28 protein-coding genes are annotated in these 26717 nt (G+C 48.4%); 5 read left to right on the top strand and 23 right to left on the bottom strand.

Annotated elements, in window-relative coordinates:
- Positions 1–82 precede the first annotated feature (82 nt).
- Positions 83–1168, top strand: a complete 1086-nt coding sequence (locus tag OGX67_RS23480; RefSeq protein ID WP_003035229.1) for a malate/lactate/ureidoglycolate dehydrogenase — start codon at positions 83–85, stop codon at positions 1166–1168.
- A 96-nt stretch (positions 1169–1264) separates the two neighbouring features.
- Here the strand turns inward: OGX67_RS23480 and ybiJ are convergent, their stop codons facing one another.
- From ybiJ to mcbA, 5 genes are all read right to left on the bottom strand, one after another.
- Entirely contained in the window at positions 1265–1525 is a 261-nt protein-coding gene (ybiJ, locus tag OGX67_RS23485) for a DUF1471 family protein YbiJ (protein WP_003035231.1), read from the bottom strand.
- Between the two features lie 303 nt (positions 1526–1828).
- A complete protein-coding gene (locus OGX67_RS23490; protein ID WP_257651716.1) occupies positions 1829–2095 on the bottom strand; it encodes a DksA/TraR family C4-type zinc finger protein in 267 nt (88 codons plus the stop codon).
- A gap of 78 nt (positions 2096–2173) precedes the next feature.
- Positions 2174–2851 carry a PKHD-type hydroxylase YbiX gene (gene ybiX / locus OGX67_RS23495; protein ID WP_032948899.1) on the bottom strand — a complete coding sequence of 226 codons (678 nt, stop codon included), beginning with the start codon at positions 2849–2851 and terminating at the stop codon, positions 2174–2176.
- Positions 2852–2894: 43 nt separating this feature from the next.
- Positions 2895–5180, bottom strand: coding sequence for a catecholate siderophore receptor Fiu (locus OGX67_RS23500; RefSeq protein ID WP_257651715.1), 2286 nt, complete (start codon positions 5178–5180; stop codon positions 2895–2897).
- Positions 5181–5472: 292 nt separating this feature from the next.
- A complete protein-coding gene (gene mcbA / locus OGX67_RS23505; protein ID WP_286527558.1) occupies positions 5473–5733 on the bottom strand; it encodes a DUF1471 family periplasmic protein McbA in 261 nt (86 codons plus the stop codon).
- A gap of 210 nt (positions 5734–5943) precedes the next feature.
- Here mcbA and rlmF point away from each other — a divergent pair, with 210 nt between their 5' ends.
- On the top strand, positions 5944–6870 hold the full coding sequence (gene rlmF / locus OGX67_RS23510) for a 23S rRNA (adenine(1618)-N(6))-methyltransferase RlmF (RefSeq protein WP_048233309.1): 927 nt from the start codon (positions 5944–5946) through the stop codon (positions 6868–6870).
- Here the strand turns inward: rlmF and ybiO are convergent.
- The 6 genes from ybiO to rhtA all read right to left on the bottom strand — a co-directional run bounded on the left by ybiO (position 6867) and on the right by rhtA (position 13543).
- Positions 6867–9104 (bottom strand): mechanosensitive channel protein, encoded by a 2238-nt coding sequence (gene ybiO / locus OGX67_RS23515; protein WP_086503863.1) that lies wholly within the window; start codon positions 9102–9104, stop codon positions 6867–6869. The genes rlmF and ybiO overlap by 4 nt on opposite strands.
- 118 nt (positions 9105–9222) lie before the next feature.
- Positions 9223–9945 (bottom strand): glutamine ABC transporter ATP-binding protein GlnQ, encoded by a 723-nt coding sequence (gene glnQ, locus OGX67_RS23520; RefSeq protein WP_257651714.1) that lies wholly within the window; start codon positions 9943–9945, stop codon positions 9223–9225.
- Complete coding sequence (glnP, locus tag OGX67_RS23525; RefSeq protein ID WP_286527561.1) at positions 9942–10601, bottom strand: glutamine ABC transporter permease GlnP; 660 nt, start codon at positions 10599–10601, stop codon at positions 9942–9944. Before glnP ends, glnQ begins: the two co-directional genes overlap by 4 nt.
- Positions 10602–10738: 137 nt before the next feature.
- Positions 10739–11485: a glutamine ABC transporter substrate-binding protein GlnH gene (gene glnH / locus OGX67_RS23530; RefSeq protein WP_003035251.1), complete on the bottom strand. Its 747-nt coding sequence runs from the start codon at positions 11483–11485 to the stop codon at positions 10739–10741.
- Between the two features lie 365 nt (positions 11486–11850).
- Positions 11851–12354 carry a DNA starvation/stationary phase protection protein Dps gene (gene dps / locus OGX67_RS23535; RefSeq protein WP_032936399.1) on the bottom strand — a complete coding sequence of 168 codons (504 nt, stop codon included), beginning with the start codon at positions 12352–12354 and terminating at the stop codon, positions 11851–11853.
- A 301-nt stretch (positions 12355–12655) separates the two neighbouring features.
- Positions 12656–13543: a threonine/homoserine exporter RhtA gene (gene rhtA / locus OGX67_RS23540; RefSeq protein ID WP_003035255.1), complete on the bottom strand. Its 888-nt coding sequence runs from the start codon at positions 13541–13543 to the stop codon at positions 12656–12658.
- Positions 13544–13896: 353 nt separating this feature from the next.
- Here rhtA and ompX point away from each other — a divergent pair, with 353 nt between their 5' ends.
- The gene (ompX, locus tag OGX67_RS23545; RefSeq protein ID WP_257651713.1) at positions 13897–14412 is read left to right on the top strand and encodes an outer membrane protein OmpX; all 516 of its coding nucleotides are present in this window, start codon (positions 13897–13899) and stop codon (positions 14410–14412) included.
- 64 nt (positions 14413–14476) lie between these two features.
- Here ompX and OGX67_RS23550 read toward each other — a convergent pair whose 3' ends face one another.
- Both OGX67_RS23550 and mntS read right to left on the bottom strand, forming a co-directional pair.
- Positions 14477–16063 carry a phosphoethanolamine transferase gene (locus OGX67_RS23550; protein WP_003035259.1) on the bottom strand — a complete coding sequence of 529 codons (1587 nt, stop codon included), beginning with the start codon at positions 16061–16063 and terminating at the stop codon, positions 14477–14479.
- A gap of 276 nt (positions 16064–16339) precedes the next feature.
- Positions 16340–16468: a manganase accumulation protein MntS gene (mntS, locus tag OGX67_RS23555; protein ID WP_003836996.1), complete on the bottom strand. Its 129-nt coding sequence runs from the start codon at positions 16466–16468 to the stop codon at positions 16340–16342.
- 186 nt (positions 16469–16654) lie between these two features.
- On the opposite strand from mntS, the gene mntR reads away from it, so the two are divergent.
- Entirely contained in the window at positions 16655–17128 is a 474-nt protein-coding gene (gene mntR, locus OGX67_RS23560; protein WP_003035264.1) for a manganese-binding transcriptional regulator MntR, read from the top strand.
- Positions 17125–18237 (top strand): anion transporter, encoded by a 1113-nt coding sequence (locus tag OGX67_RS23565; protein ID WP_257651712.1) that lies wholly within the window; start codon positions 17125–17127, stop codon positions 18235–18237. The genes mntR and OGX67_RS23565 overlap by 4 nt, the downstream gene beginning before the upstream one ends.
- A 61-nt stretch (positions 18238–18298) precedes the next feature.
- Here OGX67_RS23565 and ldtB read toward each other — a convergent pair whose 3' ends face one another.
- The 10 genes from ldtB to OGX67_RS23615 form a co-directional block, all read right to left on the bottom strand.
- On the bottom strand, positions 18299–19219 hold the full coding sequence (gene ldtB / locus OGX67_RS23570; RefSeq protein ID WP_008784213.1) for a L,D-transpeptidase: 921 nt from the start codon (positions 19217–19219) through the stop codon (positions 18299–18301).
- 314 nt (positions 19220–19533) lie between these two features.
- The gene (locus OGX67_RS23575; RefSeq protein ID WP_001140113.1) at positions 19534–21933 is read right to left on the bottom strand and encodes a hypothetical protein; all 2400 of its coding nucleotides are present in this window, start codon (positions 21931–21933) and stop codon (positions 19534–19536) included.
- Positions 21926–22288, bottom strand: coding sequence for a hypothetical protein (locus tag OGX67_RS23580; RefSeq protein WP_001325352.1), 363 nt, complete (start codon positions 22286–22288; stop codon positions 21926–21928). The genes OGX67_RS23575 and OGX67_RS23580 overlap by 8 nt, the downstream gene beginning before the upstream one ends.
- Positions 22289–22323: 35 nt before the next feature.
- Positions 22324–22632 (bottom strand): hypothetical protein, encoded by a 309-nt coding sequence (locus tag OGX67_RS23585; protein ID WP_001008297.1) that lies wholly within the window; start codon positions 22630–22632, stop codon positions 22324–22326.
- 63 nt (positions 22633–22695) lie between these two features.
- On the bottom strand, positions 22696–23013 hold the full coding sequence (locus tag OGX67_RS23590) for a hypothetical protein (RefSeq protein ID WP_001020753.1): 318 nt from the start codon (positions 23011–23013) through the stop codon (positions 22696–22698).
- Between the two features lie 17 nt (positions 23014–23030).
- Positions 23031–23573, bottom strand: a complete 543-nt coding sequence (locus OGX67_RS23595; RefSeq protein ID WP_001029588.1) for a hypothetical protein — start codon at positions 23571–23573, stop codon at positions 23031–23033.
- A 156-nt stretch (positions 23574–23729) separates the two neighbouring features.
- Complete coding sequence (locus OGX67_RS23600; RefSeq protein ID WP_000823057.1) at positions 23730–24206, bottom strand: endonuclease domain-containing protein; 477 nt, start codon at positions 24204–24206, stop codon at positions 23730–23732.
- The gene (locus tag OGX67_RS23605; RefSeq protein ID WP_000227550.1) at positions 24203–24487 is read right to left on the bottom strand and encodes a hypothetical protein; all 285 of its coding nucleotides are present in this window, start codon (positions 24485–24487) and stop codon (positions 24203–24205) included. The genes OGX67_RS23600 and OGX67_RS23605 overlap by 4 nt, the downstream gene beginning before the upstream one ends.
- A 45-nt stretch (positions 24488–24532) precedes the next feature.
- Positions 24533–25486: a phage tail tip fiber protein gene (locus tag OGX67_RS23610; RefSeq protein WP_286527569.1), complete on the bottom strand. Its 954-nt coding sequence runs from the start codon at positions 25484–25486 to the stop codon at positions 24533–24535.
- Between the two features lie 154 nt (positions 25487–25640).
- Positions 25641–26717 (bottom strand): IS3-like element ISSen4 family transposase gene (locus OGX67_RS23615; RefSeq protein ID WP_171866509.1). Its coding sequence is split into 2 segments (ribosomal slippage), with 1078 coding nucleotides annotated over them: positions 25641–26503 and positions 26503–26717; the frame shifts between segments, so codons are not numbered across the junction. This gene is flagged as partial in the annotation.

Consider the following 26717-nt stretch of genomic DNA (forward strand, 5'->3'; position numbering starts at 1 on the left):
TGACCTCCTGAGCGCCGTGGCGCAGCATAGTTTGTTGAAAAATAAGAAACACAACAAACACGCGACACAACAGGAGATAACAATGAACAGTGGACATCGCTTCCATGTGCCAACGCTGCACGCTTTTATCCAGGCCGTTTTTCATCAGATGGGAAGCAATGATCAGGAGGCGCGGCTGGTGGCCGATCATCTGATAGCCTCTAACCTCGCCGGTCACGACTCCCACGGCATCGGTATGATCCCAAGCTATATTCGTTCATTCTCGCTGGGGCATCTACAAATCAACCGTCATGCCAAAGTGGTAAAAGATGCAGGGGCGGTGATTACGCTTGATGGCGATTGTGCCTTTGGTCAGGTGGCGGCTCACGAAGCCATCACGCTGGGGATTGAAAAAGCTCGCCAGCACGGTATCGCCGCCGTGGCATTACATAATTCGCATCATATCGGACGTATTGGCTACTGGGCGGAGCAATGTGCGGCGGCAGGTTTTGTCTCAGTGCATTTTGTGAGCGTGGTCGGGATCCCGATGGTTGCACCGTTTCATGGCCGCGATAGTCGTTTTGGCACTAACCCCTTCTGCGTTGTTTTTCCGCGTAAAAATACCTTCCCGCTATTGCTGGACTATGCAACCAGCGCCATCGCGTTTGGTAAAACCCGTGTGGCATGGCATAAGGGCGAGCCGGTAGCTCCTGGATGTCTGATTGATGTGGCGGGGGTGCCTACAACGGATCCTGCGGTAATGCAGGTTTCTCCGCTGGGGTCGTTGCTCACCTTTGCCCAGCACAAAGGTTATGCGCTGGCGGCGATGTGCGAAATTATGGGTGGTGCGCTTTCAGGGGGTAAAACCACACATGAAGAGAGCCTGCAGACCAGCCCGGACGCCATCATCAACTGTATGACCACTATTATTATGAATCCGGAACTGTTCGGCGCGCCGGACTGCGACAACCAGGTCGCAGCATTTGCTGAGTGGGTGAAAGCGTCCCCGCATGCTGAAGATGCCCCGATCCTGTTGCCAGGTGAGTGGGAAGTGAATACTCGCGAGGAACGGCTGGAACACGGTATTCCGCTGGATGCCGGAAGCTGGCAGGCGATTTGCGAGGCGGCGCTGCAAATAGGCATGCCGGACACCGTGTTGCAGGAATTCCGTCAACGACTGGAACACTAAGCAAAAAAAGCCCGTCCAGTGGCGGACGGGCAAACAAAGGGTAACAAACAGGGTCAATGAGGGTTGGAGCATTGGGTCGTACAGGTAATCTTTCGGTTATTTATAGATAACCGCGGTGCCGCTCATTTTGTCTTTACCGACAGCGGAAGTGATGCTGTAACCAGTTGCGCCAGCAGCAGCCGCTTTCTCAGCCAGTTTGGCTTCCAGGCCATCCAGTGTGGTGGCGCCATCAGCAGAAACTACACCAATTTTATTCATGCTTTGTGCCTGAGTGGAGGAAACCGGCTCGGCAGCGAAAACGCCAAATGACAGGGTAGACAGGGCGATGGCAGCAACAGCAAATTTGATATTTTTCATGATTAATCTCTCGCAGGGTTGTTCTGTTAGTAGTCAGTGTTCTTTAAGAAGACGTTGTTCCGTCGATGTGATAAGTATCACGTTTTTTTTGGTGAGAGAAAATCGAATAGAATTGACGACATCAATCAAAAAAATTGAATGACAAATAACTTATTGAATATTAATAAATTCAGGCGAGGGATTTACAGTTCTTGTCATTGCGCTTTACAGAGAAACCAACAACGGCACATTTTGCCACACAGAGTGCGAAAAAGCGTGCTCGTAAAGGAAATCGTATGCGCTGAAACTTTTGGTAAAGATGAGTCAACGTAGCTGGCTGTCTTTCGAACCTCTGCGATTATATCCTGAAAATGCCGCGCTATGTAAATCTTTATCCTGTTGGCAAGTGATGCACAAGCGTACCCCTGGCACGGCCTCACGTCTGGCCTGAGGGATAGGATTGCCACATTCTTCGCATTCATACAGACTTTCCCCGGTCGGTAACTCACCGCGGGCGCGGGCAACAGCATCTTCAATAGTATTGTTGATCTGTTCGTTAACTGCGTCGTCATTTGCCCATCCGGATGCCATGTGTACCTCCTGCTGCTGATGTCTACAGACTAAGTATAGCGAAGGTGATGGCTGAAAAACGACCATGCGCCAGCAGTATCAGATTTCAGACCATTCGCGCAGCAGGTTATGGTAGAGATTGAGTAATGACAGGATTTCGTTGCTCTCCCCATGACGAGTCTTCAGGGATTGAATGTTTTTATCCAGTTCAAAAAGCATGGCGCGATTTTTGTCGTCACGGATCATCGACTGGATCCACATAAAGGATGCCACACGAACGCCATGGGTTACTGGCGTTACGCAGTGTAGGCTGCTGGAAGGGTAAAGCACCAGATCGCCTGCCGGAAGCTTCACCGCATGCTGGCCGTAGGTATCATTGACCAGCAGTTCTCCTCCTTCATAATCATCCGGGTTACTCAGGAATAAGGTTGCGGAAAGGTCTGTGCGCATCCAGCCGTTTTCCGGATGGCTACGCACCGCACCGTCAACGTGAAAACCATAGGTCTCGTTGTCCTGGTAGCGATTAAACAGCGGTGTGGAGAGCGTTTTCGGTAGTGCTGCGGCGAAGAAAAGCGCGCTGTTATTTACCGCAGTCTGTACCGCCTGTTGTAAAACGCCGTAGCGTTCACTTTGCGTATTTACCTGCTGGTTGTTTTTAACCTGCGCCCCCTGAGCGCCGGTGGTTGCGCGGCCATCAACCCAGTCGGCTGCGTCCAGTTGCTCGCGAAACCAGGCTACATCCTGCGCCGACAGAACGCCGGGAATGTGGTACATCATCAGTGTTTCTCCTGAAAGTGGGGCTTTCGCCCCACGCGATGGATCAGAAATGCATATTGGCTGTGAGCAGGAAAGTTCTTGGCTCGCCTGGATGATAACGGTATCCACTCTTGTTTATGGAGGATACATAATCGGTGTCGAACAGGTTATAGACGTTTAGCTGGAAATCGAGATTGCGATTCACGCGATAGCCCAGTTTGGCGTCGGCGACCCAGTAACCTTCAGTGTAGGATGGCGTACCCACGGCGCCGTCCGAACCGCGATGCATACTGCCCACGTAGCGAGCGCCTGCGCCAACGGAAACATCGTCGGTTGCCTGATACTGGCTCCACAGCGTGAACGCATGTTCCGGCGTATAGGGCAGGGAAGAAGAACCATCCTGAGCAACGTTTTTGCCGCTGTGGATGGTGGCGCGTTGCTGGGTGTAACCCCCAATAACCTGCCATGCGGGGGTGATGTTGCCTGCTACCGAGAGCTCGTAGCCTTCAACGCGTTTCTCCCCGTACTGGGAATAGGTACCGTCGTCGTTCTGCTCAACTTCATTCTCAATATCCGTGCGGAAAATTGCGGCGGTTAGCAGCAGGCGCTTATCCAGCACCTCCCATTTGGTGCCAATCTCGCTAGTTTTCGCTTTCTGCGGTTTGAAGTCGGTACGGTTTGCGCTGTTACCGCTTCCGCCCTGAGCAAGGGCAAAGTTGCTGCCGCCCGGCGGTTGCTGAGAAACGGCATAGTTAATGTAGACATTGCCGTTATCGGTCAGGTGATACAGCGCGCCCGCTTTCCAGTTCACCAGATTGCCTGATTTGGCAGTATCCACAGTGGTGACCGGGGAACCTTTGGCGACGCCTGCCGGACATGCCACTGCACCACGGCCAGAAGCGCCGCAAGCGGTGGCGCTGTCATATTCAGTGCGGTAATTGTCGAGGCGAATACCACCGTTCAGCTCAAACTCACGGGTAATTTGTAGCGTATCAAAAGCGTATACGCCAAAGGTATCGGTTTGCCCGTTAGCGTTGGCGCCGTTACGCGATAATCCGCCGATATTCACGTCGCTGTTGGGATGATAAATATTAACCGGCGGCGGGGTAATCGGGGCTACGCCATAGTTGGTTTGTGTTTCGCGCGTCAACTCCACGCCAGTGCTGATGTCGTGACCGATGGATCCCGTGTAAAACTTTGAGGTCAGGTTGGTCTGGTTGGTCAGGATTTTGTTACTGACATCTTTGGTATTTGCCAGGCGTGACCAGGTCCAGGTGTCGACGCTGCTGGTGGGTTGCGTAATATTAGACGCACCGCCCATCACCGCCGTCATCAGATAATCCTGTTTAATGCGCGACCAGCGGGTAGTGTTGCGAATCGTGGTGCTGTCGCTCAGGTCATGTTCAAAACGCATCGTCGCGGTATCGGTCGTCGAATCGTCGTAATCCGAGTTGGTGCCGTAGAAGTTATGCGTATCAACTTTTCCTGAATGATTCAGTGCAGACGTCCCTGCGGAAGGCGCGGAGTAACCCGGCAGGCCGATGGTGGGAATGCCTCCATCCGGTGTGTTGTGTTGAGTAACGTGCAGATAGTTCAGATACAGTCGGTTCTCGGTGCCTAAGCCAAAAGCAAGTGAGGGGGCCACGCCGTAACGTTCATTCTTAACATTGTCGCGACCGGCATCATGTGTTTTTTCACCCATCAGGTTTAAGCGTGCGGCGGTGGTGTCGCCGATAACCTGGTTAATGTCCAGCGTACCACGGCGGAACCAGGCGCTACCGACGCTGGCCGACGCATCGATTCCTGAGTCGGTACGCGGCTGTTTGCTGATCATATTGATAGAGCCAGTCGGCGCGCTACGTCCATAGTCGGTACCGGAAGGACCTTTAATCACTTCGACCTGTTCGGTATTGAAGGTATCGCGCGTGACGCTGCCGATATCACGAACACCGTCGATATAAATACTGTTCGAAGTATCCGCGCCACGCATATAAACCGCATCACCGGTAGTGGAGTTGCCGTTTTCACCAGCGAAAAACGCGCCAACGCCCGGTACGTTTTTCAGCGCATCGGTCAAATTTGTTGCGCCTTGATCCTTAATCACCTGCTCAGAAATCACCGTCATGGTGCGGGTGGTATCCGCCACCGGGCGGGAGAATTTAGGGTCGGCAGACTGTGTTGGGGCGTACAGCGAAGGTTTGGCCGCTTCAACGACCAACGTATCTTCTGGTTTTTTGTCCTGATCGCCTGCTGCGACAGCCTGGGCTACCGGGGACAGGCCAATGCACAGACCGGCAAAAAAAGTCAGTGAATGAAAACTACTGGACGGCAAGTTGCGATTTTTATCCATTTTAATTAATGACTTATTATTTTTTGAGTAGACGGTTTCACTCACGCGAAGGGACATCTCTGTGGATGTTGTACCCTGCAGGTCTCGCGAAAATGAATGTGTAATTGATAATGATTTTAATAATCATTTCTAATCAGTGCGACGTTTTAGCATTCATTAATTCAAAAATAAATACATTTATTTACATTGGATTCAAAATGCCAACACATTGATTACAAATTGAGCCGAAAATGAAGTGAACAGCGCGCAGAAAACTGCATTCGGGCGAATGCAGTTGGGAGAAGGTGGGGGGCTACTTATAGATAGTTGCGGTACCGTACATCTGGTTTTTACCGCCTGCAGAATTAACAACAAAGCCTTTTGCCCCTTGTTCTTTCGCTTTCTCTGCCAGCTTGTCTTCAAGGTCGCTCAGGTTAGAGGTGCCGGTAGCGGATACTGTGCCGGAAGCTTGTAGCTGACCGGTAGCTGGGCTGGTGTATGGCTGTGCAGCAAAGGAGGCAAATGTCATGCCGGTAAGTACGGTAGCGGCAAGTAATGTGAGGCATTTCTTCATGGTGATATCCTCTGAAAAACAACAGGTGTGCCTGATAAGTTTAGGTCGTCAGCGGATGACATTTACCGCAAAAAACTGGTGATGAACTGTCTGTTTTTCGAACAATCAGCAAAGCGTCAAACAGGCGTAAAAAATCAAATTTCCTTGTTGTGTGTGTTTACCGCGTGGCGTTATGCGGGTATCTTACGCCGCTGTTAAAAGGAGAATGCTATGTCCGCCCAGAAACCGGGATTACACCCACGCAACCGCCACAATGGCCGTTATGATCTTGCGACTTTATGCCAGGTTACCCCAGAGCTGACGCAATTTCTCACCCTCACGCCCGGCGGGGAGCAGAGTGTTGATTTCGCCAATCCGCAGGCCGTCAAGGCGCTCAATAAGGCGCTGTTGGCGCATTTTTATGCGGTGAAACACTGGGATATTCCAGACGGTTTTCTGTGCCCGCCGGTTCCTGGTCGCGCTGACTACATTCACCACCTGGCCGACCTGTTGGGGGAAACCAGCGGAACCATTCCGGCAAATGCGAGCATCCTGGACATAGGCGTAGGGGCAAACTGTATTTATCCGCTGATCGGCGTGCATGAATACGGCTGGCGATTCACGGGCAGTGAGAGCAGTAGCGAAGCGTTTAACAGCGCTCAGGCGATCATAAACGGCAATCCGGGGTTAACCCGTGCTATTCGTCTGCGTCGTCAGAAAGATGCTTCGGCAATCTTCAACGGTATCATTCACAAAAATGAGCAGTATGAAGCCACATTGTGTAACCCGCCATTCCATGATTCTGCGGCCTCAGCCCGCGCAGGAAGCGAGCGTAAACGTCGTAATCTGGGGCAAGATAAAGATGATGCGCTGAACTTTGGCGGACAACAGCAGGAGCTGTGGTGTGAAGGCGGCGAAGTAGCGTTCATCAAAAAAATGATCGTCGAAAGCCAGGCTTTTGGCCGTCAGGTTATGTGGTTTACCACGCTGGTTTCGCGCGGCGAGAACTTGCCTCCGCTGTACCACGCATTAACGGATGCGGGCGCGGTGAAAGTGGTCAAGAAAGAGATGGCCCAGGGGCAAAAGCAGAGTCGCTTTATTGCCTGGACCTTTATGGATAACGATCAGCGTCGTCGTTTTATGGCGCGTAAACGCTAAAGCGTTGGCTCGGTAGGCGGCAGCGGTTCGCTTGCCGCAGACGTTGGGCCATTCCCTGGTGCAGGCAACACTTGATACGTCTGTACCGGGGCGCGTATGTTGGCCAGATCGAAGTATTTCTTCACCTGGCTGTCGAGCGCAAAACGTACCGTCCACTGCTTCAGCGGCAAGGTGGTAAACGAGACCCGTAGTGTGAATGCCGTATTGGTTAATCCTACAATCCCGGCAAACGACGGCTCGCCGATAATCAGCCCGCGAATATCATCTTTTTCCATCACCGCAGCAACCGCATCTTTCAACGCCTGATTCGCTTTATCCGCATCCTCATGGCGGTCTACGTCGTAATTGGCGACGACCGATCCAATTCCCCGCACAAAGTTGGCGAAGGTCGTTATCGATGACCAGGGAATGATATGGTACGCCCCGGTGTCCTGACGCACGCCCACAGAACGGATGGACATCCGTTCAACCGTACCGGTGAGTGGGCCAATGGTCACCAGGTCGCCGGTGTTCATGCCATTTTCAAACTGAATAAAAATCCCGGTAATAATATCTTTTACCAGCGTTTGCGAGCCGAAAGAGATAGCCAGCCCCAGCGCCCCGGCCCCGGCCAGTAAGGGGGCGATATTGACGCCGATTTCCGACAACACAATCATGATGGTGATCGTGCTGATAATCACCGCCAGTGCGTTGCGAAACAGTGTCAGTAAGGTGCGGGTACGCGCGCTGGGTAGCGGACGACCGTGGATATCGGAAGCCAGACGATTTTCAATCAGACTGGCGAGGATTGTCCAGCCGATGGCGGAGAAGAATAAAATCAGCGCGATACGGATCAGGATATCCACTGTTTTTTCTCCTGCGCCGTAATGCAGCCAGTTCCAGAAGTCGAACAGTCCCCAGGCATTCAGTAGCAGCATCACCGCAACGCACACTGTCAGGATCCTGGCTACGCTTAACGCCGTCGACAGCCAGCCATTCAGCCGCTTTTGTAGTTCCGGATAGCTGCGCTGAGTGTGTGGCGAAAGGGTAATAGTTTTGGCAATCCAGCGGGAAAACATGCCGGAAACAAAGGCGGCAATTCCAATGATTACCAGGCTGCGCAGCGTAGCGCCCATCATGAATTTCAGGCTGTTGCCCGGATCAAACAGCGAAAAGAAAAACAGCACAATGAAATAGGCGCTGGCCAGCCAGTGCCATACCAACGCAAAAGCACGAATAAACAGACTGAAAAAAGCGAGGGATCTTTCCGCCAGATTCAGCAAATGCTGCGTTATCTCTTTCTTGTTTCTGAAAATCAGGTACAGCGCCCATAGCGTGATACACAACATGATGATGACGTTGGCCATCGCGCCGACCTGCACATTGACCTGATTCGAAATAATGGGCACGGCAACGATAAGCCCATAGCCAATCAGGCTGCTCAATGAACTCAAACGGCGATTCCAGTAGCGTGCGCCAGCATCCTGAATGTTAAACGGGCGCAGCTCGGCCACCGTTGGGCAAAATATCAGGCGCAAAATGGCCTTGAAGAATTCAATCAGGGCGAAGGCATTGAGAAACAGGCTTTGCTGAAAGGCGATCGTGCGACTGCCAGCGTTCATTTTGTCGCTCAGTATCTGCCCGACAAATAATGTCAGCGCCAGCAGAAGCAAATCAATAATGAATGCGCCAACGATCATCGCCGGAAGCTGAAGCCAGTTGCTGCGTTCGCGGTTTTTGCGTCGTGCCCATTGTCCCATTTTGCGATACAGCGGTAGCGCGCACAGGCGAATCAGCCAGAAAAAACCGAACACTGACACCGCCAGCATTAAAAAATGCGTCAGAGCATTGGTGAACGTTTGCGGATTAAAGGTCTTATGCGGGGCATCGGTAATATTGCGATAAAGCTGGGCAAAGCGGCTGGAGAGCGCCTCACCGTAGTGGCGGGTGACGTCCGTGACGTTTTCCAGTACCGTTTTTTCTTCCGTTAACGTGGGCGGGACAATGGTCGGCACCGGCTCGGCAGGAGGGGCAGTGGCCACTTTGCGTAACTGACCGATCAGCTCCTGACGCGAGGCGTCATTTTCCAACACATCGGCCAGTGCGCCGTAAGCCGCTTTTTTCTGTTCAATATCCGGCTCTTTCGCCGGTGTGGTTTGCGCGTTGGTTGACGTTGGCGTGGTGACGCCAGGTATCGTCACCGCCTGAGTCGGGAAACTCAACAGACAAACAAAAATGAACAGGATCCCGCGCATGACTCCTCCCATGAGAAAATAAATTCAAAAGGATAAGTATAGATGTCAGGGCGGGAGAGAATTGAAATGAGAGGATTCTGGTGAAAAACCTCCCTTCGGGCGAAGGGAGGCAGAGCTATCAGGAAACGTGCTGCAAGAATTCCTGTAAGCGTTGGCTGGGCGGATTTTCAATCAGGGCCTGCGGATTACCGTCTTCGGCAATACGACCCTTATCAATGAAAATCAGGCGTGAAGCCACTTTTTCGGCAAAACCGATTTCGTGGGTCACAATCACCATGGTCATCCCTTCTTCCGCCAGATCCTGCATAACTTTCAGAACTTCGTGGCGCAGTTCTGGATCCAGCGCTGAGGTTGGCTCATCAAATAGCATCATTTTCGGCTTCACCGCCAGCGCACGGGCGATAGCCACACGCTGTTGTTGACCGCCGGACAGCTCAGAAGGGTAGTGATGGGCGCGCTCGGCCAGACCCACTTTCGCCAGCAGTTCTTTCGCCAGTTTCTCGGCCTGTTCTTTATTCGCCCCGCGTACGCGCTGCGGCCCGAACATGACGTTTTCCTGCGCCGTCAGATGCGGGAACAGATAGAACTGCTGAAACACCATCCCGGCTTCCTGGCGGATTAACCGCTCGTCTACCTTCGGATCGTTCACTTTCAGACCGTCGACGATCAGATCGCCAGAGGTTATCTCTTCCAGTTTGTTAATGCAGCGTAGCAGGGTAGATTTACCGGATCCTGACGGCCCGATAATCACCACTACTTCACCCTGTTGAATGTTCAGGTCAATATTGTGCAGCACCTGGGTTGGACCAAAGTGCTTAGAAACGTTTTTAAATTCAATCACAGGATTTTCATCCTTCTTTCCAGACGACGCAGAATGAAGCTCAGCACCAGCGTAATGATCAGATAGAACACCGCAACGGCGCTCCAGATTTCCAGTGCGCGGAAGTTACCGGCAATGATTTCCTGGCCCTGACGGGTCAGTTCAGCGACGCCAATGACAATAAACAGCGAGGTATCTTTAATGCTGATGATCCACTGGTTGCCCAGCGGCGGCAGCATACGACGTAGCGCGAGAGGCAAAATAACGTGGCGAATAGTCTCTGTGCGTGAAAGTCCAAGGGCCAGTCCGGCTTCGCTGAATCCTTTATGGATTGAGAGCACCGCACCGCGGGTGATTTCCGCAATATAGGCACCGGAGTTGATCATGATGGTGACAACGGCGGCGCTAAAAGGGTCAATGCGTAAATCGTTAAATGCCATTGGTAGAGCGAAGTAAATAAACATTACCTGCACAACGATTGGCGTACCGCGAATGACTTCGATAAACACCAGCGCTACGTGGTTGGCGATCCAACCGCCGAAAGTGCGCGCAAACCCTGCTGCAAGTCCGATTATCAGACCGCCAGCCAGACCGAGGACCGAGATCCACAGGGTCATTTTGGCGCCTTCAATCAAAAGCGGGATGGCGGGCCAGATGGTACTCCAGTCAAACTGCATATGTCGTTCCTGTTACCGTGGTGTAAATATTCAAATGCCCGTTTTGCCGGATGTGCTGTGCTTATCCGGCTTACAGGTCTCAAAAATCCAGGCGTAGGCCCGGTAAGCATCACGCCACCGGGCAACGCTACCGGTTATTATTTAGGTTCAGTACCGAACCATTTTTTGTAGATTTCGTTGTAAGTACCGTTCTCTTTCAGCGTTTTCAGCGCGCCGTTCACTTTCTCACGCAGGTCGTCGCTGCCTTTCGGGAAGGCGATGCCGTACTGCTGGGCTTCCAGTGATTCGCCTACAGCTTTGAACTGACCATTGCCAGCTGTTTTGATGAAGTAAAGAATGTTTGGTGTGTCGTGCAGCACGGCGTCTGCGCGGTTGGTGCCCAGTTCCATATACGCGTTATCGATGTTCGGGAACTGACGCAGGTCTTTAGTTTTGATATTCGCTTTTGCGTAATCAACGGAACCGGTGCCGCTCTTCACTGCGACAACTTTACCATCCAGATCTTTCACGCTTTTCACGTCGTTGTTATTCGCTTTCACCATCACTAACAGACCGCTTTTGTAGTAGCCGTCAGAGAAGTCGATCGCTTTTTTACGCTCATCGGTGATGGTGATACCCGCCAGTGCCAGGTCGATATTTTTGGTTTGCAGAGCCGGGATGATGCCGCTGAAATCCATTGGTTTCAGTTCATAATCCAGCTTCAGTTCTTTGGCGACAGCAGCCCAAAGATCCACATCAAATCCAACGTATTTGTCACCCTGTTTGAATTCGAACGGTACAAACGCGGTGTCAGTTGCGACAACCAGTTTCTTATCTGCGGCATGGGAGGACACCGCAAAAGCCAGGGTAAGTGCAGCCAGTGAAACTTTTAATACAGACTTCATAGGATTTCCTTTTATATCCACGGGGCGATCCCCTGCGAGAACATATGGCTTAATGAAAGAATCGTGCCAATTTTGCAACTCATTGTTTTAACAAGAGGGTGTTTCGTTTCTCTGCACAATAAGTAGGGCAAAGCGAGTAATCTGCACTGTTTTGGGGCACTCATTTGGTGCGAACCAGGCACGGTGCAAACGGTATGACTATTTAGCGTAAAAATTGTTGATAAAACAATCTTTCGTTAACGATTGTGTGAGGTGATTATTACAAATAATTTACTTTGGAGTGACAAATGATCAATGTTATGCACCATAGATGTGCAAAACCCCCGCCGGAGCGAGGGTTATATAGGTAATTCTTATGTCTGCGGTTACTCAATGTTGGCTTCGATAAACCACAGGAATTTGTCGAGATCGCGAGAGGCTGCGGTAAAGATATCCGCGGTATCTTCGTCTTTTGCTTCGCTAATAGCCTTACGTACGCTGTTTGCAACTACGGCATAACGTTCGGCCAGCTCTTTTAAGTGGTCCTGTACGTTATGGATATCCAGCGGGTAACTTTTCAGAGGCGTTTTGCTATTAATAACCTGAGTTGTGCCCAGTGCCACACCGCCCAACTGTACGGCGCGTTCAGCCATAGTGTCGAGGTGATCGGTCAGGGCTGTACGGAAGCCATCCAGCATTTCATGTACCGCAATGAAGTTTGCGCCGCGCATGTTCCAGTGAGCCTGTTTGGTGATCAATGACAGGTCAATGAACTGGATTACTTGCTGATTCAGCAGTTCAACGGTCGCTTTCTTTTCGCTATCAGACACATCGTTGCGGGTATAAAGGAGGGCGGATGCTTTTGTTTTTACCAGTTTCGCGGTACTCATATTTTCATATCCTCTTGATATTTATGTCCCAACTCTTCAACGGAATTAAGTATAGCGCTAAATTTGGATTTTTTTTCCGGTGTTGCCTATTACTTTAATAGCGAAGAAGGGGTAAATATAAAATATCTAATAAAATCAATGAATTAAATGTTGTGTTTCTTGCGGGGTGTTATTTTTATGTTAATTTTGAGATTAAATGAAATATGCGGATGAGAAAATTATATTTTTTAGAATTATTATCACGCAGATTTACAATTGGATATTCTGCATGATTATGCAAACCATGCAGAATATTACGTGGTTAATTCACGTCGACTTGTTTTATTTGTGGCTCTTTACGAATAGTGAGCGTAGAGCCCATTGATGCGACGATAATGGCACCCAGAGCGAGTGTCTGGATAAGCGTCAGCGTTTCACCGAGGAAGATCATTCCGGAAACCGCTGCCAGGGCAGGTTCCATACTCATCAATGTACCGAAAGTACGCGTCGGCAGGCGCGTCAATGCAATCATCTCCAGTGAATAGGGAAGTGCAGTAGAGAGGACTGCAATGGCCAGGCCTAACGGCAGAATGGACCAATGCCACAGGGCATCACCAGCCTGGATCGCGCCGATTGGCACAAATACCAGTGCTGCAATTAATGACCCTACTGCGACGGTTGCCGGACCGTGTTCCGCCCCGGCTCGCTGCCCGGTAAGAATATAGATGGCCCAGCAGGCACCAGCCCCCAGCGCTAGCGCAGCACCGGTTAAATCGACGTGAGAAACGTCCTGACCTAATGGCAGCAGGAACCACAGTCCGAGTACAGCCAGTGCAACCCAAATGAAATCCACCGGGCGCCGGGATGAAAACAGCGCTACCGCCAGCGGGCCGGTAAATTCCAGCGCCACGGCAATTCCCAGTGGCACGGTCTGGATTGACAGATAGAAGAGATAGTTCATCCCGCCCAGAGACAGGCCATAAAACAGAAGGGGCAGGCGCTGTTCTTTGGCGAATCGCAAACGCCAGGGTTTAAAGAAGGCGATAAGGATGAGGGTGCCCAACGCAAGGCGCAACGCGGTAACGCCCGGCGCGCCGACGAGCGGGAACAGCGATTTCGCCAGAGATGCTCCGCTTTGAATGGAGGACATAGCAATTAGCAAAACCAAAATAGGCAACCAGACTGGCGCTTTACGTGACGACCCCGGCATCCTTTCTCCTGTCAAATTATGTCAATAGAAGTAAAACAGCGAGTGTAATGGAAATACACACATGCGGTTGAGTATTCGTTGAAAAAAAAATTGCTCAGTTCCGTACAATGGCATGAAACTGATGGATTAATAATCTGCGTGATTAGGAATAATCTGGATGAATGTGCCATATTGTGCGCGCAATAATGGCATTTTACTTTAGAAAAGTGATGTTAATTGAAAGAGATAGCGGATTTCTGAAATGTTCTGTTACATGAAAGACCCCGTTAGACATCGCTAATCGCAAAGAGTTTCCCATCAATTTTTGGTATATTTAAAACTTAAGATTTACTTGAAGCACATTTGAGGTGGTTATGAAAAAAATTGCATGTCTTTCAGCACTGGCCGCTGTTCTGGCTTTCTCCGCAGGTACTGCTATAGCTGCTACTTCTACCGTTACCGGTGGTTACGCTCAGAGCGATGCTCAGGGCGCAGCGAACAAAATGAACGGTTTCAACCTGAAGTATCGCTACGAGCAGGACAACAACCCGCTGGGTGTTATCGGTTCCTTCACTTACACTGAAAAAGATCGTACCGATGCTTCTGGCGACTACAACAAAACCCAGTACTACGGCATCACTGCTGGTCCGGCTTACCGTCTGAACGACTGGGCAAGCATCTACGGTGTAGTGGGTGTTGGTTACGGTAAATTCCAGAACGCAGCATCCCCGGCTGACAACCACACCACCAGCGACTACGGTTTCTCTTACGGTGCTGGTCTGCAGTTCAACCCGATCGAAAACGTTGCTCTGGACTTCTCCTACGAGCAGAGCCGTATTCGTAGCGTTGACGTTGGCACCTGGATCGCTGGCGTGGGTTACCGCTTCTAATCACTTCGGTGATATGAAAAATCCGCCTCTCGGGGCGGATTTTTTTTGCCTGCAATATGAGCTGTTAACGAGATTTGGTCTCGAAGATGTCGGTACCAAGGTGGTTGTAGTCCACCTTCTGTAGCTTAAAGTTGGTGATGTACACCGGCCCGGCTTTTTTCTCTGAGATAAAGCGGTAGCTGTTGGTGATTTCTTTTGCGCTAATCCCTGTCCACTGCGAGAAAAAGCTGAGGAAATCATTGGCGGATCGACGGGCCTTAATCACACGATGCGCTTTATCATCGCTCGACAGCACCATGAAAGGTACCTGGAAATTCTGCTGGAACTGATCGTCATGCGCCAGGTACTGCACCTCTTTTCCACGCTCTTTAAACGCGAGGCCATGATCGGAGAAATAGACCATCGAGAAGCTGGTACCGCTATTACGTAGCTGATCGTATAGCTGGCGCAGTAGGTCATCCGTTTGCGTCATGGTGTACAGGTAGCAAGACGTCTCTTTTGACTGGACGAAAGTCTCGTACTTACCCTGCGTACGGTCGCAGGCCTGCGGATGTGAGCCCATTAAATGCAGTACAATAAGCTGCGGCTGAGTGCGCTCGGTTGCCAGCACCTGTGCGGTCATCTTCAACAGCGCTTCGTCACGGGTATTTTTATCCGCTTCGAAGTCACCGTTCTTGAGGAACTGAACTTCATCAGCGCGTTTTGCAATGCTGGCGATGGCCGTGTCGTATTCACCAATTTGTCCCTGATTGGAAAACCACCATGTCTGGAAACCTGCTCGGTTGGCCAGGGTGACAAAGTTATCCTGGAACTGGGGCTTATTGTCGACCACCCGATTCAGCGTCAGGCCGAGTGATTTTTGCGTTGAACCGCTGGCAGCAATGTAATCCGCAAAGATGTAGCCGTTAACGGAGCTGGCAAACGGGGTGTTATCCCAGTGACCGCCAAACGCGCCTAACGCATCGCGGCGGGCGCTTTCGCCGATCACCACGACGTAGGTGTGATACTTCGGCTTCACGGCGGTTACGGTCCAACTGTCTTTCACGCTCGACAGCTTCGCCATACGCTCTTGTTCGTCGAGCACTTCGTTGTTATTGACGATCACGTCCTTGGCAAACCGGAAAACCGGATAGCCAGTGTCTTTCAGCTTGAACACGCCGCCCCAGGCCAGGTTTTGTACCGGGGTAACAAAGAATGCGACAACGCTGAACAGCAAACAAACGCTGTCGAACTTGTTCCAGCCACGCTTTTGTTCATCTTTTTTACGACGTACGGCGATAACGCCGAGGGCGAAAATAAATACCCCAACCAGATAACTGTACCAGGGGAAGATGGTCAGGATTTCGGTGGACTCTTCCATATTGGTTGAGTGCAGCGCCAGCAAGGTATTGAAGTTCGGTGAGCCGTAAGCCTGGCCGAACGGAAAGTACATTGCCGCAATCAGCGAGCAAAGGCCAATCAGCACTTTCTGCGCGCGCGGCGCGCTGCGCCACAGCAGCATCAATATACAGGTGAAAGCAACGCTATAGAGCAGGCTAAGCGGATAGCCCAGCGCAAGGTTGATCAGCAGAGACTGTAAGAAATAGAGGCCAGTCCACGGACTAATCGCCCGGCTACGAGCAATGATTGAATCTTTGAGGGTTAAATTCATATGCCACTGTTACAAAAACGCCATGTGCTTACCCTGGCGCTAAGGGTCATTGCCTGCCTGAGAGAGCGAGAAGAGGGATAGGGTCCGCATCCGCGAGCCGCAATATACGCAGGGCTGCGAAAAGATAGAGTGTGCGCAAGAGAAGGTCAACTACTACAAAGAAATTGTTTTGCGAGGGACGTGGCAAAACTGACAAAAAGAAGGGTTATTGGGACGAAAACCACCACCGTACCCGGATGACGGCAGGAAAAAGAAGCGGCGTACCGCAACGCCGCATTAATTTTCTGAAGGTTTATCCTTCTCAGGTTTGCTGTTAATCATGTCACACAGCATAGAGATCAGCATCAACCGTACTTTAAAGGGAGAGTGGCTAAACACGCGTATACACCTCTTAAATTCATTCATGTAAACCTCCTGACTTCACGATCCCATCAGTCCTTGAGGGATGTCTTTATTATATACAGATATAGCACAGGCTATATTATATAGCTATTGCTAAAACGTTAATTTTTTGTGCCCGCGCAACTCTGGTTTACAATGAGTGCTCTCTAATCAGATGCCGTTAACGCGTCACAGTAACGAGGAAGCAGAATGAGTCGTCGCGCAGGTACGCCAACAACAAAAAAAGTGACGCAATTGGTGAATGTCGAAGAACACGTTGAAGGGTTTCGTCAGGTTCGGGAGGCGCATCGCCGTGAGCTGATTGATGACTACGTAGAGCTGATTTCCGATCTCATTATTGAGGTAGGTGAAGCGCGCCAGGTGGATATGGCCGCACGGCTTGGGGTTTCCCAGCCGACGGTTGCTAAAATGCTTAAGCGTCTTGCTTCAGTCGGATTGATTGAAATGATCCCCTGGCGAGGCGTGTTTTTAACCGCAGAAGGTGAACGACTGGCTCAGGAAAGTCGGGAGCGTCATCAGATTGTGGAGAATTTCCTGTTGATGTTAGGTATCAGTCCGGAAATTGCCCGTCGCGACGCGGAGGGGATGGAGCATCACGTCAGTAAGGAAACGCTGGAGGCTTTTAGCCGGTTTACGCAACAGCAAGGAACAGGCTCTGAATGAGTTTTCCTTTATTACGCGCCTTACAGCGCGATCGTTTTTTCCAGCTGTTAATCATCGTTGGGGTTGTACTGAGTCTGTTCACGCCATTTACCCCCTGGTCGTGGCCGGGAGCGATTGACTGGCACACAATTATCACGCTTAGTGGCCTGATGTTACTGACCAAAGGCGTGGAGCTAAGTGGTTACTTCGATGTGTTAGGGCGCAAGATGACCCGCCGTTTCAAAACAGAGCGCCAGCTGGCGATATTTATGGTGCTGGCAGCGGCGTTGTTGTCGACGTTTCTGACCAACGATGTTGCGCTGTTTATTGTTGTTCCGCTGACCATCACTCTGAAAAAATTGTGCGCTATTCCGGTGAATCGCCTGATTATCTTTGAGGCGCTGGCGGTTAACGCCGGATCGTTGCTAACGCCAATAGGCAATCCACAAAACATTCTGATGTGGGGACGCTCAGGCTTATCGTTTATCGCGTTTACCTGGCAAATGGCGCCGCTTGCGGGGGCCATGATGCTGACGCTGGTGGTGCTGTGCTGGTTCAGTTTCCCGAATAAAGCGTTGCACTATCATACCGGTACGCGCGCACCTGACTGGCTACCGCGTCTGGTGTGGGGCTGTCTGGTGTTGTACATCATCTTCCTTGTAGCACTGGAGTTAAAACAAGAGCTGTGGGGTCTGGCGATTGTGGCGGCGGGGTTCATGGTGCTGGCTCGCCGCGTGATCCTCTGCGTAGACTGGACGCTGCTGTTGGTGTTTATGGCGATGTTCATTGATGTGCACTTGCTGACGCAGCTTCCGGCCCTGCAGGGGATAACCCACCAGATTGGCGCGCTTTCAGCGCCGGGGCTTTGGCTGACCGCCATTGGCCTGTCGCAGTTTATCAGTAATGTGCCCAGTACGATTTTGCTGCTGAACTACGTCCCGCCAACGCTGCTTCTGGCCTGGGCGGTCAATGTGGGCGGCTTTGGGCTGTTGCCGGGATCGCTGGCGAATCTCATTGCGTTACGGATGGCGAACGACCGTCGGATCTGGTGGCGTTTTCATTGGTATTCGGTACCGATGCTGATATGGGCGGCGCTGGTGGGATATGGTTTGTTGCTGATGATGTCATAGCGACGCAGAGGCGATAAAAAAGGCGGATGATTCATCCGCCTTTTTCGTTTCAGGTATGTGCTTAGTTCAGGCGAACCGGCATACCAGAACGGTTCTGTACCGCCTGCTCGACGACGGCCTGATCGACGTCAGACTGACCGGTGATGCTGGTAATACTCTTGGTCAGCGTAATTGGTACGATTTCCCCGCCTTCAAACTGCGCTTCAGTAGTAGACAGTGGGTTATGTACCTCGATGTAACGGCTGCCGTCTGGTTCGGTCGTGGCTTTTACCGGCTCATCAATGAACTGTACACGGGTGCCGACCGGCACATTTTCAAACAAGAATTTGATGTCGTCGTTACGCAGACGTACGCAACCGTGGCTGACACGTAAGCCGACGCCGAAGTTAGCATTGGTACCGTGGATAGCATACAGGCGACCGATATACAGCGCGTACAGTCCCATCGGGTTATCCGGACCAGCCGGAACAACGGCTGGTAGCGGCTCGCCTGCAGCGCGGTATTCCGCATGCATTTTCGCCGTTGGTGTCCAGGTTGGGCCCGCTTTTTTACGTTCTACTTTGGTGGTCCAGTTGATTGGCGTGTCTTTGCCCAACTGGCCGATACCGATCGGCAGAACAATTACGGTGTTGGTGCCTTTCGGGTAGTAGTACAGACGCATTTCAGCGCTGTTGATAACAATACCTTCATGCACGGTATCAGGCAGGATCAACTGCTGAGGAATGTTCAGCACGGTGCCGCCTTTCGGCAGGAAGGTATCCACGCCCGGGTTGGCTTCCAGCATGTTAGACAGACCCATCTGATACTCTGCCGCAAAATACTCCAGCGGTTGGGTGTTGCCTTCAGGAATAGTAATGACCTGGTTTTGGCCAATCAAACGGCTGCCATCGGTCGGCAGCGGGTACGTGACGGCAGAAGCGGTGTTACAAAAACCAACTATTGCGAGTGCCGCCGCGAAAAGCGTTGTTAATTTCATATTCATGTTCATGTATGCGAGATTCAGTGCCAGGCAGGCTAGTGGGTTGAGATTTATGTAGTGTTGGGCACGCATTATATGTGCAATCTGAGCAACAAGGAATTCGGATGTGTACTAAATCACATTTTTTTCCTTTTGGTTTCACTTTATCCCTTCCGCATGAAGACGCGATCTTCTTACAGACTTATGGCATAATAAGCGGTTTGTCACATATTTCTTTCTCTTTCAGGATACGCCAGTGTTAGTTTCCAGCAACGTCACAATATAGTTTCAAAGCGATAAAATCAAGACATCAAAAGGGAGCGCGATGCTCCCATTAGTTACATCTTGCGTCTGTTGCTGTCTTGAACAATAGCCGCGATGTTCTGTTGCTGACGTTTTAATTGTTCAGCAAACCAACGCTGATCAGTAACATTCCCTGAAACGTGAATACTTGCGTCGATTTTTGTTTCGCCTCCTGTTTTCTGATTATCTAAGAAGTCTTTCAAGTCGCCGTTTGTTCTTTCATCAACGACACGTTCGCCACCATCAAGCAGCCATGTCCCTTCTCTTGGAACATTAGAAATACCATCGTGAGCCATACCAGTAAGATTCACTGATTTCATCTGCATGACTTGTCCGATAACTCTTGCATAACTTGAAGCAGCCAGAGCGTAACCTAAAGGACCAGGATATTTTGCCATTGAAGCAGTTGCTGATTCATAAGCGTTTAACATACCGCTTGCGATTGCTGTTCCTTTTTCAACTGCAAACATTGCTTGAGCAGCTTTAGAGTTTTCACCAGAAATACCGGCTATAACTGCACCCATACCAGAAGCAAAACCGTTATACATCTGGAGTTTTGTCTGAATCTCAGTGAAAGTAATTGCTTTCGATTTAACCGCATAAGCTTGCTCAAGACGCTGTTTCTGTTTGAGATAATCTTCATAAGAAATCAATTGTCCGTCATATAGCTTTTGGTTCTGTTCTTGCATCTTCTGAAATTGTTCTTCCAACATTTTCTGTTGAATAGCCATTTTTTCTTCATCAGTTGCAAAACCGATAGCATCAAGATTTTTAAGATTAGACATATTACCATCGCCAGCAGTCGCTTTAATTGCTTCAAGACGTTGCTGATGGTCTTTCTGAATAGCTTCTAACTGAGAATTATATTCTTTCTGACCGATAAGCGATTGGGCTTTCTTAGCTTCGAGTTGTTCAAGTTGTTGTTGATATACGATTTCAAGACTCGACGTAATAGCACCGATTTCTTCAGGACTTGCCATAAGAGTTTGTTTGAATTCTTTGTTTGAATTCTCAAAAAGCATTTTACGACGTTGATTTGCCTGTGTAGCGCTGATTATTCCTTTCTTTTCAAGTTCGTCGATTGTTTCAACAGCTTCTCTAACTTTACTGACTTGACTAGAAATAGTTCTGCCTTCTTGACTGAGAATTGCAGCATCAAGACTGGAAAGATTCTGTAACGCTGTCTGACGCTCTTGCATCATCTTATCATAAGCAGCTTTAGCTTCTCTTGCGGCTTGTTCCTGTAAGCGTTCCTTTTCTTTCTGAGCAGCTTTAGCTTCTCTTGCTATTTTGTCAGCTTCGCGTTTAGCTTTTTCAGCTTCTTTCTTAGCGTCTTCGGCAGCTAATGCATCTTTTTTTCTTTTCAGATCTGCGGCAGTTTTAGCATTTGCTTGCTGTAAACGAAGATTTTCATCAGCTTTGATTCTTGCTGCGGCAATATCTTTCTGAAACTTTTCTTCATCTGCAATTGCTTTTCTACGTTTAGCAAAACCCGCATTAGGCATCCATTCGCCCATTTTGTTAACAGTCGCTTCGGCAGCCCAATCAGAAAGAGCAGCATCAGGACGCAACGTGCTTAATGTTCCCATGAAGTCTAAAAAGTTACTTGCTGTCCAATCTTTATTAGCAATTTCGAACAGGTCGTTCATTTTCTTAACTAACGGACTCATAACGTTAACAGTTAGATTATCCAGATTGACGGTTAACGTTTTCATGTTTTCGTCGAATTCTTTATATTCTTTTGCTGTTTCGTTTGTGATATCAACAGAACGATTGTTAATAGCGTTTAATGCGTCTTGAGTTGAACCGTATTTTTCAAGAGTTGAAATCAAATGTGAAGCATCAGAAGCCATTGACTCCATTCCGTTCACGATTTCAGCTTGACTTGCACCAGCAGCTTTCAGGTCATAATAAGTCTGAACAAGCGCTTTAATACCGCCTTGGGCATCGTTGACGTATTGTGTGTACTGTTCAAGACCAATACCCCATTCTTTGAGGTCGTCTGCAATACCGCCATGACCTTCTCTGAATGAATCGCCAAGTTTATCTAATGTGTCTTTGTTTAAATCTCCGAAACGGTCAATCTCCATACCTGTTTCGCGAAATTCATTTTTAAGTTGTTGCAGATATTCAACTGAAAGACCAGTTGATGTAGAGAGTTGATTGAGTTCTCTCGTTTTTTCTAACGCGGTATTAAGAACAGCTACACCTGCACCTGCTGCCATTCCTGCAATCCCCAGAGCTTGCATACCCTTGGACATTCCTGCAATACCTGAGATTCCGTTGTTGAGATTATTCAACGGTCCTGTCATATTACTAAAAAGTCCATTAGCTACTGAATCGAGTTCATTCAGTTTCTTCATGGACTTGTCAATAGAAATTGATAGGCCTTTGTTATCTCCGTTAATCTCGACGTCATAACGTGATTTAGCCATTATTCACCTTTTTTTGTTGTTTCAGTCTAACTTTGTCTAACAGAGCAGGGTCGAACATCGATTCAACAGCTTTCTTGCGTTTAAGCTCCTGTTGCTCTTTCTCTTTTTCGATTTCCTCTTGAGACTTAAACACAGAATCTTTAATAAGCAGGTGATCTTTCATGTTGAGCTTTTTCCTATATTCTTTTGTAAGATTAGGATTATTAGCTTCGATAGTGTGGACCAAACGTGCTTGATAGAAATCGTTATAGACAGGACCTTGAGGTTCAATAAACGAGTCGAAAAACCATAGTTCGTAATACATCATCACGGACATCTGTTGAATTTCATCGTTAGATAATCCGCGACGTAGCATTGTTCTATACTGAAATGATTTAGCCCAGTTCTGTCTTAGTTCTTTTCCAGAACGTCTGATTTCTTACTGAGAATACTGGCAGTAGAAACAGCACTAGCAAGAGTTGAACGAACAGTGGTATAAAGTTTCTGAACTTGAGCGATTTCTTTAAAAACAGGAGTTCCGTCTTCGTGTTGAATACAATTCAGAATCATTCGGTCGTTACGTTCTTCTGTGTTTTCATTTTTGAAATAGAATTCACCGAATTCAGATACGGTCATAGGACGAGCATAGAATTTAAAGCCGTTGATTTCTACTGGTTCGCGAGAAGGCGAAAGACTTGCTAACATTTCATCGAAATTCATTTTTGTTTCCCTTTGTTGAGTTTTCTTTTATTTATGAAAAAGGGAGCGCGAGGCTCCCTTTTGTTATTTCCATTGAAAGAAATATCCGTACATTCTGAAACCTTTGTGGATATATTCAATCATTCCTAAGTTCTTCGCTTCGGTCTCAAAAAATGGACCTTGCAGTCGAACTGTCTGTCCTAATTTGAAATGACAATTAGGTTTTTTCTTCTGTGTTGAAACAATAAAAACGTTCTTATCGTTGAACAGATATTTTTTAATTCGCTTATCTTTGATGTGTTCGCAACCGTAAGGAACAGTCATTGACTCGGGATTAATCTCGTTAACGTAGATGTCGGCAAGTTCGTCTAATCTGTAAGTATCAAAATCGTGAATGTTCATTTGTTCTCCTTTTGACTTTATTTAGTACCCGCAACACGCTTAACGGTTTTGAATATATCGTCAGAGATTTGATTCCATGAACCCAGAGTTTTTCTTCTGTGTTGATTTTTCTTGAATACAGCAATTAAACGACGGTCTTGCTTTTTAACGTTAGTTTTAATGAGGATCGTTCGAGTTACGCCATCTTTTTTTTGCTTGACAGCTTCAAGATTATTTCTTGATTTCAAGTTAGGAATGTTACCGAATTTGTTCTTTGAACCTCTTACACCAGTTGGAACAAACTTGTTAATTCCTTTGTTATCATCAATTAACGGAGCAAGATAATCAGCCTGCTTGTCTTTGATGAATATTCTATTTCGTGACCCGTTCTGATCGTATCTGAAACTGAAACCTACTGCGTTCTTAGTGAAATTAACTGGTCCATCGACTCGTCTGTTGATTTTTCTTTGCAACTCAACAGAAGCGAGTTTAGACGCTTTGGTTACTTTCTTACTGAACACGTCAGATTCTTTGATTCGCCATTTTTCAAGGTCTTTCATAACATCTTTTGCTTTTGCCATTAGTTCACTCCTGACATCAGAAGCGTCCCAAATGTTTTTATCTGTTCTTCGCTGATAAGAATCATTTTAGGTGCTTTAATATCGAAAGCTTGCAGAACAGGAACAGCAACAGTGTTATAAGTTATAGTAACGAGAAATAGAACAATAAGATAATCTTTAGCGTGTTTTGCCAATGCTTGGAGATATTTCATTTTCATATTTCACCTTTATTTGGTTTGAGTAGACTTTTTCAAGCTCCTTTTTCGTTTTAAGGTTTGAACCTGTAATAGCTTTCATCTCAGAAAGATTTTTTCGAGAGAACGCCTTCTTTAAATCAGGAATAAGTTGTGGATGCGTAGGATTGTCTGAGTAGTCTTTTTCAAGATACTGAACAAGATTCTTCAAAAACTCGATGTAGTCAATTTTCCCATCGAGACCCGAACGTTTAAACTGATGTTTTATTCTGCCCTCTAGGACGTTTGCTTGAGCGATTAATAATCCTCTGCATCTGCCTGCGTTAGAGCCTGTTAATATATGGTCATGGTCAAGATGGGCTTTATTAACTTCATGAATCTTTATGCCAGTTAAAGCACAAAGACCTTTTTGCTTTTGAAAGAGTTCTTGCTTATAAATCGGAATCTCTTTTCTTTTCATTTTCCTCTTAGAACTGCTAGGTCGATATCTAGCTTTGCTGTTCTTCCTTCTAAATTCTTCAAATCAGATTTGACCTCTCGAAATTCATCCTGTTGTCGTGTTATATCGCTTATAAGCGAAGCATCTTTTGCGTCATTAACGGCTATGCTTTTTTCGATGTCTGAGAAACGTTTCTCAAGGTCAATTCGTTTTTCATTGTTTGATTTAATTTCGGCATAAACCCAAGCCAAGAAACCTCCTAGAGCACCCAAGATGGAAATGATCAGTGCTATATCGACCATCTTGAATCTCCTTTTTAAAAGACCTCCTTGTCTTTATTTAGAACGTTATTGTTGTTTACTGATAAAGTAAACTGCTCTTGCTGCGGTCGCATGATTCAAGTCAGCACCGTAACTCAAATCAACAGCTTGTCCCGCATAGATAATGCCTGTACCACCGTTTGAACCACTCATTGCACTGGTAACTGTTCTTACGATTTCTTGACCGTTCGACATATTAATCCATGCAGTTCCGTAGCCCCAAGCACCACCGGAATAAGTTCTGCCTGAAATCGAAAGGTTTGGAATAGAAATTACTCTGTTCCAGTTAACAGCAGGAATATGAACTGTTGTCCACGGATCTATATGACCCATTTTGATAACGTCACCTTCAATTCTGTCAGCGTATACAGTTCCTGTGAAATAACCTGAACCGCCTCTGATTTCACCTGCGAAATAACCAGAATCTGCTTGAATGTTACCTCTGATATTAACGTTTTGGAAAGAAGCCCAACCGTCTTTTCTGATTGTCCAACCTTGAGTACCACCGGAAGGGAACCAGTTATCAGAAGATATTTCATAAGCAATCTGTGCTGAACCGATCTGAGCATTACCAATTTTCGCAGTAGTAATCGCACCGTTTTCAATCTTCGCGTTGTTAATAGCACCGTTTTGAATCTTAGCGTTGTTAATAGAAGCATCTGCAATCTGTGCTGAACCGATAGAAGCATTACGAATCATTGCAGAATCCATATAAACTCTGTTATCAGCGACCATAAACGGAGCAACAGCACCCGCAGGAGTATTGTTATTCGTTATAGCGATTTTATCAGCGTTAAAAACAATACTAGACTGTTTTGAACCGTCAGGATTCTTATTAGCCAGCATACTGATACCAGCAACAACACCGTCGGCATTAGTCTGAACTGCCCATTTGCTATTAATCGTTCCTGTTAAGTCGTCAACGCTTGCTTTTGATTCTTGACTAACTGTTGCAATAGCTGTGTTTGTTTCAGCTTTCAATTGATTAATTGAACTTGCGGTTGCTTGTCTATCATCAGCTTGAGTTTTTTCAACTTTCGTAATAGCCGAGTTAAGTTTTCCATCAAAGTTAGATTCTTGAATACTGATAGCCTGATTGATAGCGCTGACCTGCCCCCACGATTAGATACAACACTCAGTTAGTAACGTCGGAATCTTCATTCTCAGAATGACCCTTTCTCCAGCCCGCTGCAAATTCAGACGGTGTCTGATAATTCAGCGTGGAGTGCGGGCGGCATTCGTTATAATCCTGCCGCCAGTCATTAATAATTTTCCTGGCATGAACGATATCGCTGAACCAGTGCTCATTCAAACATTCATCGCGAAATCGTCCGTTAAAGCTCTCAATAAATCCGTTCTGCGTTGGCTTGCCCGGCTGGATTAAGCGCAACTCAACACCATGCTCAAAGGCCCATTGATCCAGTGCACGGCAAGTGAACTCCGGCCCCTGGTCAGTTCTTATCGTCGCCGGATAGCCTCGAAACAGTGCAATGCTGTCCAGAATACGCGTGACCTGAACGCCTGAAATCCCAAAGGCAACAGTGACCGTCAGGCATTCCTTTGTGAAATCATCGACGCAGGTAAGACACTTGATCCTGCGACCGGTGGAAAGTGCGTCCATGACGAAATCCATCGACCAGGTCAGATTGGGCGCCGCCGGACGGAGCAGCGGCAGACGTTCTGTTGCCAGCCCTTTACGACGTCTTCTGCGTTTTACGCCCAGGCCACTGAGGTGATAAAGCCGGTACACGCGCTTATGATTAACATGAAGCCCTTCACGGCGCAGCAACTGCCAAATACGACGGTAGCCAAAACGCCTGCGCTCCAGTGCCAGCTCAGTGATGCGCCCTGATAAATGCGCATCAGCAGCCGGACGGTGAGCCTCATAGCGGCAGGTCGACAGGGATAAACCTGTAAGCCTGCAGGCACGACGTTGCGACAGACCGGTCGCATCACACATCAACATCACGGCTTCCCGCTTCTGGTCTGTCGTCAGTACTTTCGCCCAAGAGCCACCTGAAGCGCCTCTTTATCCAGCATGGCTTCGGCAAGCAGCTTCTTGAGTCTGGTGTTCTCTTCCTCAAGCGACTTCAGGCGCTTAACTTCAGGCACCTCCATACCGCCATACTTCTTACGCCAGGTGTAAAACGTGGCATCGGAAATGGCATGCTTGCGGCAGAGTTCACGGGCGGGTACCCCAGCTTCGGCTTCG

It is taken from the genome of Citrobacter sp. Cf118 (genome assembly GCF_030334095.1).
GTDB lineage: Bacteria > Pseudomonadota > Gammaproteobacteria > Enterobacterales > Enterobacteriaceae > Citrobacter > Citrobacter freundii.